The sequence below is a fragment of the Phytomonospora sp. NPDC050363 genome, assembly GCF_040655735.1.
Classification (GTDB): Bacteria; Actinomycetota; Actinomycetes; order Mycobacteriales; family Micromonosporaceae; genus Phytomonospora.
In genome coordinates this window covers 58379-70611 of record NZ_JBFAKK010000014.1, presented here as the reverse complement: position 1 = coordinate 70611, position 12233 = coordinate 58379, and the positions used below count along the sequence as shown (strand labels likewise).

Below are 12233 nucleotides of genomic sequence, written 5' to 3'. Positions count from 1 at the left end.
CTTCCTCGTCGCCCACGGCGGGTGGCCGTGGTGTCGGGAGTAAGGACGACGCGGCATCGTGGAATGTCAGGGAGGGTGATCGGCCTGACATTCGCGGGGGCTGTCTCGTCCTTCAGGATGAACCGACGAGAGGACGGGCGATGGGCAGCGGGGACGACATGCGGCTGAGCGAGATCATGAGCGAGCGGCGACGGCTGATCAACCTCGCCTACCGCCTGCTCGGCTCGGTCGCCGAGGCCGAGGACGCCGTGCAGGAGACCTACGCCCGCTGGTATGCGATGACGCCGGAGCAGCAGGACGCGATCGAGTCGCCGCGCGCCTGGCTGGTGAAGGTCGCCGGGAGGGTGTGCCTCGACTTGCTGGGGTCGGCGCGGGCGAGGCGGGAGCGCTATGTCGGCGACTGGCTTCCCGAGCCGGTGCCGGGACCGGCCGCGTCGTCGATGGTGGGCGTGGGCGACCCGGTCGACCGGATCACCCTCGACGAGTCGGTGAGCATGGCGTTCCTGGTGGTGCTGGAGTCGATGACGCCGGCCGAGCGGGTGTCGTTCGTGCTGCACGACGTCTTCCGCTACTCCTTCGCCGAGGTGGCCGAGGTCGTGGGGCGCACGCCGGCGGCGTGTCGTCAGCTGGCGTTCTCGGCGCGGCGACGGGTCGGCGAGGTGCGCGCGGCGACTCCGGCGGCCCGGCAGGCCGCGGTGGTCCGGGAGTTCCAGAAGGCGTGGGAGGCCAAGGACATCGGGGCGCTGGTGGGGTTGCTGGATCCGGAGGCGACGGCGACCGCCGACAGTGGTGGGCTCGCGATCGCGTTCACGGAGCCGTTCGTGGGCGCGGAGGAGATCGCGCACGCCTGGGTCGAGATCGCCGACCGGATTCCGGAGGGCATGGTGTTCGTGGAGAGGGTGGTCAACGGGCGGCCGGGTCTGGTGGCCGAGCAGGACGGGGTCGTCGTGACGGTACTGGCCTTCGACGTGGTGGGTGAGCGGGTGGCGCGCATCTGGGTGATCCGCAACCCGGAGAAGTTGCGGGCCTGGGGTGGCCCGGGTTAGGCGACGGGGTTGGACGGCTGGGTTATGCGGCGAGTGTGCCGGTGCCCCAGGTGAGGTAGTGGGAGGCGACGGGGAGGGCGGTGTGCTCGCCTTCGGGGTCGGTGGGGGCGAGGGCGGCGTAGTAGAAGCCGAGGTCGTGGAAGGTCGCGGAGAGGGATGTGAGCGCCCAGGGGACGAGGGCGGCGGTGTGGGCGCGGAGGGTTTCGTGAGGGGCGAGGAGCTTCGAGTCGCGGAGGACGAAGTGGAGGGTGTTGTCCTCGGGGGTCTTGCAGATCTCCCACAGCAAGAACTCGTATTGGATGTCACACGTGTCCTCAGTGGAACGTGTCTCGTTGTTGCTCATGGCGGGCTCCTTAACTCTGCGGTTGCCTCCCCGGAACTATCAGTAGACAATAGTTTTCGCCGCACTAGCACTCAAGAACCTGTGGGCGGCGTGTCCTCCGCGCACGCCTGAACTGACGGGAAGCCGACAGATGCCACGACGAAAGCAGGCCCAGAACGGCAGCCCCACGGTCGCCGCGCGGCTGCTCGCCAACGAACTGCGACAGTTGCGAACCCGTGCGGGCCTCAGCCAGGCCGACGTGGCGCGGGAACTCGGCTGCACTCCCGGGCGCGTGGGGCACATGGAGACGCGCCGGAATCAGCCGAGGCGCTCGGATCTGCTGGTGATGCTCCAGATGTACAAGGTCCCGGCGGAGCGGCAGGTCTGGTACCTGGACCTGGCCGCGAAGGCGAAGGAAAAGGGCTGGTGGGACGGGGCCGAGGGGATCCCGGAGTGGTTCACGACCTTGATCGGATTGGAATGGGGCGCCTCGCAGATCCGGACGTACGAATTGGGGCTCGTGCCTGGACTCCTCCAGACCGCGGACTACATGGCCGCGCTCTTCGAGGTCGATTCCCCCGGGGAAGACGAACTCATCGCCAAGTTCATCGAACACCGAATGCGCCGCCAGGACCCCCTCCACCGCACGCAGAATCCGCTTAGCTTGCACGCAATCCTCGACCAGGCCGTAATCAACAGAGTGGTTCGTGAGCCAGGAACGATGCGCGGTCAACTTGAGCATTTGCTGGCGATGTCAGACCATCCACATGTGACGGTCCAGATTCTGCCGTTCGAAGCCGGACCACACCCGGGGTTCGGTGGTGGCTTTCACTGCATCGATTTCGCCGAGGCAGACGATTCCGGCGTCATCTACCTGGAGACACGTTGCGGCGGGCTGTACTTGGAGGAGGAAACCGAGGTCGCCGAGTACCACTCAGTGTTCGAGCGGCTGGCCACGATGGCCCTTACTCCGTCACAGACTAAGGAAATGCTCGAAGGCCTACGGAAGGATATGTGATGAGTCAACTCGTCTGGCGCAAGTCCAGCAGGAGCGGAACGAACGGCGGCAACTGCATCGAAGCCGCCTACAAGGACTCCGTCCTCATCCGCGATTCCAAGCTCGCCGCGTCCCCTGCCTGCCCGGTGCTCGCCATCGACCGTGAGACCTGGCGCGGTTTCCTCGCCACCCTGCCCACGACCTGATCTCCCCAAGCCCCGACCCTCACGGGTACAGGTAAACCACCGTCCGCGCATCGTCCACATCGGACGGCACCCATCCCACGACATCGATCTGCCCTGGCGACGCCCCCGGCCCATGCACCCCGGCAACAGTCCCCGACGGATGCGTCCCCCCGACGATCACACCCTCACCATTCCTGAACACCGCCTCGGCCCACACCTTCTCCAGCTCCCCGGAGTACCCCGAGTTCACCGTGTAATCAAGCGTGGCGGTCTCGCGCCCCTCGCCCCACGTCGTCCGCACATCCGACGCCGTCAACTCCGCGAACTCATGCTCGTCATTCTCGACCGGGAACCACTGGACGCCGTCAACAGTCACTTCCAGGTCGGCGATGCCTTCCGCCCCAACGAAAGTGCTGTTCCCCAGCACCGCCTGAGTCCCCGGCATGATCGCGCGCACATCCCTCACCACGGCCCCATCGGCCCCGCCATCCCCAACAGTCCCCGACACGGTGTCCTCGATGGTCTCCCCGCCCCCATCGACCATCCGCACCGACACCGCCGCCAGGTAAGCCACCCAGCCACTCGTGTTCTCCACGACCACGCCGTACGACACCACCGGCTTTCCATCCTTCTCGCCGGCACTGAAACCCTTGTCGACCACGCGCACCTCGCCACCGTCGGGCGGCGCCGCCAGCGGATACGACTCCTCGGCGTCCGGCGAGGCCGAGGATCCCGGGTCCGCACCATCCCTGCCGGCACACCCGGCCCCGGCGAGCAACACCACGCCGGCCACCACCGCGATCAGGGTCCTGGAAGCAGCCTTGGAAGCCAAGCCACCGATGGTTCCGAGTCGCGCGATCATGCCGGTACCCGCCCGTTTCCTGTCGCGTAATGACAACCGCGTATTGAGACGCCCGCGATTCTATCGGCGCACCGCTCAGCGAGCCGGACGCGGACGCAGCGCGCCCTTGCTCATCCGCAGGCCGGGCGGCAGATCAAGCCCGTAATGCTCGTCCTTGAGCACGATCATCTTCATCCGGTAGTCCGCGATCAAGCGCCGGACCGTCTCGGTCGCCTCCGACAGGAAAGTCCGCTCGTCGAGCCGCTCCAGCGCCCCCGACTTCAAGCGCACCTGCCAGTTCAGCATCCCGACGTTCTCGCAACGGATCCAGCCACCGGGCGACTCGGCCTTGAACACCGTCGCGGCCTGCTCCTCCCGAAACCGCCGCCGGTTGGGATCCCAGGTCGGGCGCGGACCGGTGACCTTCTGCCCCGTCGCCTCGCTCAGCGCCATGTAGTACCCGCGCTGATAACCCGTCCACACCAGCGTTCCCAAGCGCGCGAGCTGGTGCTCCAGCACCGTCGGCCGATACCGCTCATAGGTGTCGGGCCGAAAGGCCAGGGTCACGGTGAAGCGCTTCTCCACCTTCGCCATGATCATGTTGTCGGGGGACGTCACCCGCAGGACCATGTTGTCCAGACGGTCGGCCAGAATGCCCACGGCGTGCCCACCTCTCTGTCGTCGACGCCGGAAAACCCGCTCACCGGCGTGGCGGCGATATTACCGGCCCCCATCAACCGGGACCCTTTTCGCGGATGCGGACTTCTTTCTCCCCGGCGGCTTGCGCGGCCCTGCTAGCCTCGCGCAATCCACGCCGGATGTGTTGGAACGGCGGCGAAGTGGCATGCCCGTCCTTCCACCCCTCGGCCCGGCCTATGACGAGGGAGACGAGAATGGCTGACGACGTCACCGGAGGTGACCTCTTCAAGCTCTGGCAGACCGCCAACGTGTGTCTGCCGAGAGTCGCCAAGGTCTTCACCGACGTGAACGGCGGAATCGCCGGCACCTCCAACGGCGACTTCGGAGCGTTCAGTCACGGGGAAAGCCGCTCGGGAGGACCCGGCGGCAGCAAGGTCTACAGCGCCTGGGCGCCGGTGCGCAACGAGTTCCAGCTCATCGTCGCGCAGACCGCCCAGAACATCATCGACGCGCAGACCGCCCTCAACAACGCCATCGAGGCGTACAAGGACCAAGACCAGGCGGCCGCCCAGGACCTCCAGAAGAACTACCTGGAGAACCCCTCCAAGCACGACCCCAACGACCCGAGCCAGAACCCGCCCGAAGGCGAGTACAAGCCCGGCACGCCCGTACTGCCCGAGTACTACGAATCTCCCGCGGACAAGAAGTAAGGGCCCGGCGATGGCATACCAGTACCCGTCCAAGGACGAGATCCTCGCCGAGGCGCGCAAGATCCCGCCACTGGCGTGGAAGAAGATGAAAGAGGAGACCGACTCCTACGTCGAGGCCTACGAGGCGCAGCACGGCGAAGGCTCGCTCAACGGCGTCGACACCAGCCCGCGCGACCTCGCGGAGTGGATGGACAGCCAGGAGCACGCCTACGACTGGATCGTCGGCGCCTTCGAGAACTTCACCGAGCCCGACATCTCCGCGCTCGAAGCGCTGACCGAGTCGATGCGCACCGCTGAGAAGGCCTTCGAGGGCGGCGGGCTCGGCTGGATCGACACCGCCAAGGGATACATGGGCGACGGCGGCTGGGACGGCGCGCTGTCGACGAACTTCGTCAACAACTTCCTCACCCCGATGAGCGGCCCGGAGTCCATTCCGGACAACCAGAAGAAGATCGCCATGGTCCTGCGCCAGCAGATGGAGGCCAACGAGGCGATCTTCGCCGCGACGCGCACCGACGCCCTCAACCTCGCCCAGCGCACCATCACCGCGCTCGAAGCCGTCGGCGACAAGAGCGGCGACGACACCGGCCTCGGCCTCGCGGTGGCCGGCGCGGTGATCTCCGTGGCGGGTGTGGCGCTGGCTCCGGTGACCGGCGGCATGTCGATCGCGGCGGGACTGGCGATCAACTGCACCATCGAGGCCGTCAAGGGCGGCATCGCCGTCGGCGACAAGTTCGTGCCCGAGGACGGCGACATCCCCCTGGGCGCCGACACCGTCAACGGCGTCATCCGCAACATGGCCGACGCGATGACGAAGATGTACGAGACGATCAGCACCGAAGAGGACAAGATCGTCAAGACGCTCAACACCAACTACACCAACATCACCACCCTGCGCGCCGCCGCCAACAGCAGCGGCCTGTCGAGCCCGGTGATGCCGCTGCGCCCGAACCTCAACGCCAGCATGAACAACGGCGGGAAGCTCACCGACGGGCTGGACTAGCCCGCACCGACCACCGCACTGGTCACCGCACCGCACCGGCAAACAGTCCCTTGTGGACCTCGAACCCCCGATCCTGAGGTGTCGGCGGCTCTCGCCGCCGACGCCTCACTGTCTTTCGCCCGCCCTCTAGCGCGGCAGGATCTCCTCCAGCTCCGGGAACTCCCCGGCGTCGATCGTCCGGCCCTGCCCCACGTAGTGGAAGCACGCCCGGACCCGTTCCACCGGCACGCCCTTCAGCCCCGCCCATGCCTGCCGGTACGCAGCCAGCTGCACCGCCGCGACCCTGCGCGCCTCCAGCCCGCGCGGCATGTGGCCGGTCTTCCAGTCGACGACCTCGTAGTCGAACTCATCGCCGTCGCCGGCGAACACCGCGTCGATGCGTCCCCGCACGGGCACTCCGCCGACCAGCGTCACGAACGGCACCTCCACGGCTACCGGAAGGCGCGAGGCCCATCGGCTCCTGGTGAACTTGCGGCGCAGGGAGTCGAGGTCCTTGTCGGGCGCGGCCCGGTCATCCGAGGCGCCGGGCAGCTCGTCGATGTCCAGCAGCGGCCGCACACCGTAGAACTCCTCGACCCAGGCGTGGAACGCCGTCCCCTGCCGGGTCCTCGGCTCGGGCTTGCCGGGCAGGGGCCGCCGCAGACGTTCGGCGAAGGCCTCCCGGTCGCGGCGGATCGCCACCAGCTGCGACACCGACAACTGTCCGGGCAGCGACAACTCGGTCGTGCCCGAGGAGGCCTCCGCGCGCTCGGCCAGCAACAGGTCGGCCTCCAGCGCCCACAGCACGGCGGCCTCGTCCTCGGGCTCGTCGGCGGCTTCCTCCACAGAGTTGTCCACAGCCGCGCCCTCGGCGGCGGAAGCGGCCGCGCGCACCATCTCGGCGGCCTCGGCCACCGCCGACTGCCGCTCCCCCAGCGGCGCGGCCACCGGCCAGGTCGCGCTCACCGGGTTGTCGAGCATCGGGTTGCGCTCGTCGCCGGGACGCTCGGCCCACTGGTCGACCGTGGCCTCGGCCTCGCGCAGCTCCGTCAGGAAGTCCGACGGCCCGCACACGCGCGTCCCCGTCTCGCTCCACCAGTACCCGCTCGCCAGAAGCGTGTGGCGGGCCCTGGTGAAGGCCACGTAGGCCAGCCGACGGTCCTCGGCCAGGTCGTGGGCGCGCCAGTCGCTCTTGAACGCCTTGATCGCCTTGGCCGCGGTGGTCCCCGACAGCTCCAGCACCGGCAGGTCCTCGGCGTCGCCGCGCAGCGGCACGGGCAGCTCGCCGGCCGAGGTCATCCAGCTCGACCGCGCCCGGTCACCGGGGAACACGCCCTTGGCCAGGCCCGTCACGGCGACCAGGTCCCACTCCAGGCCCTTCGCCGCGTGCACGGTCAGGATCTGCACCGCCCCGGGCTGCGGCTTCGCCGGCGCGGTCTCCAGGCCGCGCTCGGTGTCCTCGGCGGCCGTCAGATAGGCCAGAAAACCCGTCAGCGACGCGATCTGGGAGTCCGCGGAGTACTTGGCGGCCAGGTCGGCGAAGGCGTCGAGCTGGGTCCGGTCCCCGCGATGCAGGGAGACCTCGACGTCCAGCCCGGTGGTGCGCTCGATGTCGGCGATCAGCTCCGGCAAGGGCTGCGACAGCCGTGATCGCAGGCCGGCGATCTCCTCGCGCAGCGCGGTGATGCGCTCGTAGGCCAGCGGGGTGTAGTTCTCCTCCTCGCCGGGATCCTCGACGGCCTCGGCCAGCGCGGTCTCCTCGGCGCGGTCGGCGTTGCGGGACTGGCGCGTGTAGCCGCGGTCCTCGGCCAGCTCGGAGGCCCTGCGGTACAAGGCGACCAGGTCGCGCGGGCCCAGCCTCCAGCGCGGACCGGTGAGCAGCCGGATCAACTGCCCGCCGGCGCCCGGGTCGGCCAGGACGCGCAGGGTGCAGTAGACCTCGCGGACCTCGGGCACGTCGAGCAGACCGCCGACGCCGACGACCTCGACGGGAAGACCACGCGCGCGCAGAGCCCTTTCCAGCAGCGGGATCTGGCTGCGCTTGCGGACCAGGAACGCCGTGCTCGGCAGCTCGTTCGGCGGCGTCGAAGGCCACTGTGGACCCCACAGCTCCTCCACCGCGTCGGCCAGGTACTCGGCCTCGTCGAGGACGGTCGGCAGCAGCGCGCAGCGCACGTCACCGGCGCCCGGGGCGCCCGGCGACAGCGCCGCGACGGAGTGCCCGCCGTCGCGAAGGGGCCGCGAGATCGCGTTGGCGACGGTGAGGATCCGGGCCCGGTTGCGCCAGGAGATCGTCAGCTCGAAACGCGACCGTGCGCCGCCCTCGGGCGGCGGGAAGCTGTCGTCGAAGCGGTTGAGGGTCCCCGAACTGGCCCCGCGCCAGCCGTAGATGGACTGGCAGGGATCACCGACGGCGGTGACCGGATGCCCGCCGCCGTAAAGGGACCGCAGCAGCACGACCTGGGCGTGGCTGGTGTCCTGGTACTCGTCGAGGAGCACGACGCGGTGCCGGTCCCGTTCGGCCGCACCGACCTCCGGGACGCCGACGGCCAGCCGGGCGGCGTTCTCCATCACGTCGGCGAAGTCGGCGGCACCGAGCTCACGCTTGCGGTCGTGGTAGGCCTCGACGAGCGGCAGCAGCTGGATCCGGGCGCGCTGGGCGGCAAGGGCGCTGCGGATGTCGTCGTTGGAGCGGGTCCCGACGGTCGCCTCGATCTGCTCGACGATGTCGTCGGTGAAGCGGCGCAGCTCGTCGGGCGTGCACAGGTGCTCGGCCAGCTCACCGGCCAGGGCGCGCGTGCGGTCGACCACCGTCGACAACTCCAAGTCCACATAGGACATGTCGCCGCCGTAGCCGCGCACGACGGCGTCGGCCAGCTGCCAGGCCGCCGACTCCGACAGCATCCGCGTCTGCGCCTCAAGCCCGGCGCGCAGACCGTGCTCGCCGACGACGCGGGCGGCATATGAGTGGTAGGTGGCCACGGTGGGCTCACCGGCGTCGTCGCCCTCGATGTCGGGCAGGATCGACAATCCGGCAAGGCGGGCCAGCCGTCGCCGGACCCGCAGGCCCAGCTCGGCGGCGGCCTTGCGGGTGAAGGTCAGGCCGAGAATGTGCTCGGGGCGCGCGAAACCGTTGGCTATCAGCCAGACGACGCGCGCGGCCATGGTCGCGGTCTTGCCCGAGCCCGCGCCGGCGACCACGATCGTCGGCGTCAGCGGCGCCTCGATGACGGCGGCCTGCTGCTCGGTCGGCAGGTTGTCGTCGCCGAGCATGCGGGCCAGTTCGACTGCGGAGTACCGGGGTGCCGGGGAAGGCTGCTCCTCGGTAGAGCTCAATCCGTCACCTGCCTTCCCTTACCAGAAATCGGACAGGCGTCCTTGACCTTGCAGTGCGTGCACTTGCCGGTGTGGCGAGCCTCGAAGGTCGACGCGGCCATCTTCTCGGCCACGTTGAGCACCAGGTTCTCCGCCCAGCCCGGATCGTCCGCAGAGGACAGTGCGGGCTGCTCGCGCACGCTTGCGCTCTTGGTGTCGTTGCCGATGTGCAGCAGGGCCGCGCCCGCCGACTCGGCACCCTCGCCGACGCCCTCGACCTCGCCGAAGGCACCGTTCTCGGCGGCCACCTGGTAGGAGGCCAGCTGCGGGTTCTGCTGGGTGTCGGCGGCGCTGGGCGGCGCCCCCGAACCCGTCTTGATGTCGACGATGTAGAGACGCCCCTGCGCGTCGCGCTCCAGACGGTCGACCGTCCCCGACAGCTCAACGGTCACGTCGCCTTCGGACAGGCGGACCTTGAAGCCCTTCTCGGCGGCGATCAGTTCGCGCGGGTTGTCGCGGACCCAGTCGGCGAACTTGTCGACCATCTTCGTGACGCGCTCACGCTGCTTCGCGCTCAGCCAGGGCGCCTCGACGGGCATCGACTCCATGTTGGCGCCGACATAGGTGTGCATGGCCTCGCCGACGTCGGCCGCCGCGACGGCGTCCTCGGCGGCGGCGTGCACGAGGTTCCCGATCTGTTGCGCCGCACCGGAAGCCTCCGAACCGCCGTGGCGTTCGAGGACCCAGCGCAGCCCGCATTCGAGGACGTTCTCGGCGGTCGAGGGCGAGACGCGCACGGTCTCCCCCGCCACGGCCAGCGGCCGCTCGTCGGACAGCGGCGCCAGGCCCCACCAGCTGTCCGGGTCGGCGCCCGGCACACCCTCGGCCGCGAGCCGGGCCAGTTGCGCCGCGGCGGCACGGCGGCGGACCGGCGTCTCGTTCTCGTCAACGGCGGCGAGGCGCAACCGGGCGACCAGCGCGGGCAGCGTCAGGGGACGTTCAGGGGCGCCGGCCTCCTCGACGGGAACACCGAGTTCCTCGATGAAGCGGCTGGGAACGCTGTCCTCCTCGTCGTCGACGGCGGTCACCAGCAGCCGCTTGGCCGCGCGCCCGACGGCCACGTAGAACAGGCGCCGCTCCTCGGCCAGCAGCACCGAGGCCCGGTTGACGACCTTCGCGGCGCGCCCGGCCTCGGTGTCGACGAGGGCGTCGGCGGCCAGCAGCCCGTCGCGCAGCCGCAGGTTCGGCCAGGAGCCCTCCTGAACACCGGCGATGACCACGAGATCCCATTCGAGCCCCTTGGCGGCGTGCGCGGTGATGACCCGGACGGCCTCGCCCCGATCGGCGTGGGCGGCCAGCGTGTCGGCAGGCAGATCCTGGGCCAGCACGTGCTCGACGAAGACCTCCGCGCCGGCGCCGGGCAGACGGTCGCAGAAGCGGGCGGCGCCGTCGAAGAGGGTCATCATCGCGTCGAGGTCGGCATCGGCGGCGGCCGCGCGGGGCCCGCCCTCGATCGCGAGTCCGCTCAGCGTCTGCGCCAGACCCGTGTGATCCCACAGGGTCCAGAGCAGCTCCTCGACGGTGCCCTTGGTCTCGCGGACCAGCGCCAGCAGGTCGGCGAGCGTCCGCAGTGGACCGACCCAGGCGGGCTGCTCCTCGGTGTCGAGGGCGGCGAGCTGCTCGGGTTCGCGCAGCGCTTCGACGAGCAGCTCACCGGAGGTGCGGCGGTCGCCGGCCTGTGCGGCCAGGGCGCGCAGGCCCTGGCGGAGGCGGCGCTCGCCGAGCGGATCGGCGCCGCCGTAAGGAGAGTGGAGGAGCGCCACGGCGGTCTCCTCGTCGAGGCGCTTGGGGTCGAGGCCGCAGCGGATGAGCGTCAACAGTGGACGGACAAGGGGCTGCGCCGACAGCGGCAGGTCCTCGCTGGAGACGGTCATCGGGACCTGGGCCTGGCGCAGCGCCCGCGACAGGACGGGCAGGTGGCTCGCGGTCGACTTGACCAGGACCGCCATCCGCGACCACGGCACACCGTCGCGCAGGTGCGCCACCCGCAGGACGTCGGCGATGTGCGCGGCCTCGGCGCTGCCGCTGGTGAAGACCCGCACGGCGGCCTGCCCGTCCTCTGTGGACGGCCCGGCGCCGCGAGCGCGATGCGGGCCGGTGCCCGCCAGGCGCCGGGAGACCCGCCGGGCGGTGCCGATCAGCGTCGGCCCGGCGCGGTGGCAGGTCGACAGCACCGCCGACGGCGAAGGTCCACCGTGGACGGCGGTGAAGGTGTCGGGGAAGCGCCGCACGCCTTCCGGGTCGGCGCCGCGGAAGGCGAAGGTCGCCGAGTCCGGGTCACCGAAGGCGACCACGTGCGCGCCCTCGCCGGTGACCTCGCGCAGCAGCGTGAGCTGGCCGGGGTCGGTGTCGTGCAGTTCGTCGACGTAGACGTAGTCCGGCCGCAGGCTCGCCGCCAGCTCCTGATCGTCTCGCAGTTTCGCCGCCGCGACCCGCACGATCTCGGCGGTGTCGTAGCGCGCTCCGCCTTCGCGAAGCGCGAGCTGGTCGATGTAGGAGTGGTAGAAGGCGGCCGCCGCCGTCCACTCTGGACGGCCCTCCGCGCGGCCGTGCGCGGCCAGCCTCGCCGGCCCGATGCCCCGCTCGGCGCAGCGCAGCAGCAGGTCGCGCAACTGCGTCGCGAAACCGCGCGTGGGCACCGCCGCCCGCAGGGAGTCCGGCCAGTCGGCGGGATCGGCCTCGGCCAGCATCTCCCGGATGATCAGGTCCTGCTCGGGACCGGTCAGCAGCCTCGGCGGCGGGCCGCCGGCCGACCGCAGCACGGCGAAGGCGTACCCGTGGAAGGTGTGCACGTTCACCTCGGCGACCGTCCCGCCGGCCTGCTCGGCGACCCGCGCGGCGATCGCGCGCCGCAGCCGCTGCGCCCCGCGCCGGCCGAAGGTGAACACCAGGATCCGCTCCGGCGCCACACCCGACGCCACCCGCGCGGCCACCGACTCCACCAGCGTCGCCGTCTTGCCCGTCCCCGGACCGCCGAGCACCAGGAGCGGACCGGCATCGTGATCGATGACGGCCCGCTGTGTCTCGTCCGGTACGTATGACCCCTGTTCGGTCTGCCGCCGGAAGGCGAAGCGCGAACTCACCGCGCCAGCCAACCACGGACGTGCGACACCACGGCGTTGCGACACGTGCGAAT

At 70.2% G+C, this 12233-nt stretch carries 10 protein-coding genes; 5 read left to right on the top strand and 5 right to left on the bottom strand.

The window, feature by feature from the left end:
* The first annotated feature begins 140 nt into the window (after positions 1-140).
* Complete coding sequence (sigJ, locus tag AB0I28_RS31180) at positions 141-1046, top strand: RNA polymerase sigma factor SigJ (RefSeq protein WP_357499273.1); 906 nt, start codon at positions 141-143, stop codon at positions 1044-1046.
* A gap of 22 nt (positions 1047-1068) precedes the next feature.
* Here the strand turns inward: sigJ and AB0I28_RS31175 are convergent, their stop codons facing one another.
* Positions 1069-1389, bottom strand: a complete 321-nt coding sequence (locus tag AB0I28_RS31175; protein ID WP_357499272.1) for a hypothetical protein — start codon at positions 1387-1389, stop codon at positions 1069-1071.
* A gap of 130 nt (positions 1390-1519) precedes the next feature.
* Here AB0I28_RS31175 and AB0I28_RS31170 point away from each other — a divergent pair, with 130 nt between their 5' ends.
* Entirely contained in the window at positions 1520-2386 is an 867-nt protein-coding gene (locus AB0I28_RS31170) for a helix-turn-helix transcriptional regulator (RefSeq protein ID WP_357499271.1), read from the top strand.
* Complete coding sequence (locus AB0I28_RS31165; RefSeq protein WP_357499270.1) at positions 2386-2571, top strand: DUF397 domain-containing protein; 186 nt, start codon at positions 2386-2388, stop codon at positions 2569-2571. Before AB0I28_RS31170 ends, AB0I28_RS31165 begins: the two co-directional genes overlap by 1 nt.
* Before the next feature lie 19 nt (positions 2572-2590).
* On the opposite strand, the gene AB0I28_RS31160 is transcribed toward AB0I28_RS31165, so the two are convergent.
* On the bottom strand, positions 2591-3412 hold the full coding sequence (locus AB0I28_RS31160; protein ID WP_357499269.1) for a hypothetical protein: 822 nt from the start codon (positions 3410-3412) through the stop codon (positions 2591-2593).
* 75 nt (positions 3413-3487) lie between these two features.
* Positions 3488-4051, bottom strand: a complete 564-nt coding sequence (locus tag AB0I28_RS31155) for a hypothetical protein (RefSeq protein WP_357499268.1) — start codon at positions 4049-4051, stop codon at positions 3488-3490.
* Between the two features lie 233 nt (positions 4052-4284).
* Here AB0I28_RS31155 and AB0I28_RS31150 point away from each other — a divergent pair, with 233 nt between their 5' ends.
* Positions 4285-4740 carry a hypothetical protein gene (locus tag AB0I28_RS31150; protein WP_357499267.1) on the top strand — a complete coding sequence of 152 codons (456 nt, stop codon included), beginning with the start codon at positions 4285-4287 and terminating at the stop codon, positions 4738-4740.
* Positions 4741-4750: 10 nt separating this feature from the next.
* Positions 4751-5743, top strand: coding sequence for a hypothetical protein (locus tag AB0I28_RS31145; RefSeq protein WP_357499266.1), 993 nt, complete (start codon positions 4751-4753; stop codon positions 5741-5743).
* Positions 5744-5869: 126 nt separating this feature from the next.
* Here AB0I28_RS31145 and AB0I28_RS31140 read toward each other — a convergent pair whose 3' ends face one another.
* Together AB0I28_RS31140 and AB0I28_RS31135 are read right to left on the bottom strand one after the other, a co-directional pair.
* The gene (locus tag AB0I28_RS31140) at positions 5870-9058 is read right to left on the bottom strand and encodes an ATP-dependent DNA helicase (RefSeq protein ID WP_357499265.1); all 3189 of its coding nucleotides are present in this window, start codon (positions 9056-9058) and stop codon (positions 5870-5872) included.
* Positions 9055-12180, bottom strand: a complete 3126-nt coding sequence (locus AB0I28_RS31135) for an ATP-dependent DNA helicase (RefSeq protein WP_357499264.1) — start codon at positions 12178-12180, stop codon at positions 9055-9057. Before AB0I28_RS31135 ends, AB0I28_RS31140 begins: the two co-directional genes overlap by 4 nt.
* Between the last annotated feature and the right edge of the window lie 53 nt (positions 12181-12233).

What these genes read in the sequence shown, in the direction of transcription:
- AB0I28_RS31160 (WP_357499269.1), bottom strand. Translation starts at nt 3,412, where the DNA reads ATGATCGCGCGACTCGGAACCATCGGTGGCTTGGCTTCCAAGGCTGCT.
- sigJ (WP_357499273.1), top strand. Translation starts at nt 141, where the DNA reads ATGGGCAGCGGGGACGACATGCGGCTGAGCGAGATCATGAGCGAGCGG.
- AB0I28_RS31150 (WP_357499267.1), top strand. Translation starts at nt 4,285, where the DNA reads ATGGCTGACGACGTCACCGGAGGTGACCTCTTCAAGCTCTGGCAGACC.
- AB0I28_RS31170 (WP_357499271.1), top strand. Translation starts at nt 1,520, where the DNA reads ATGCCACGACGAAAGCAGGCCCAGAACGGCAGCCCCACGGTCGCCGCG.
- AB0I28_RS31145 (WP_357499266.1), top strand. Translation starts at nt 4,751, where the DNA reads ATGGCATACCAGTACCCGTCCAAGGACGAGATCCTCGCCGAGGCGCGC.
- AB0I28_RS31165 (WP_357499270.1), top strand. Translation starts at nt 2,386, where the DNA reads ATGAGTCAACTCGTCTGGCGCAAGTCCAGCAGGAGCGGAACGAACGGC.
- AB0I28_RS31175 (WP_357499272.1), bottom strand. Translation starts at nt 1,389, where the DNA reads ATGAGCAACAACGAGACACGTTCCACTGAGGACACGTGTGACATCCAA.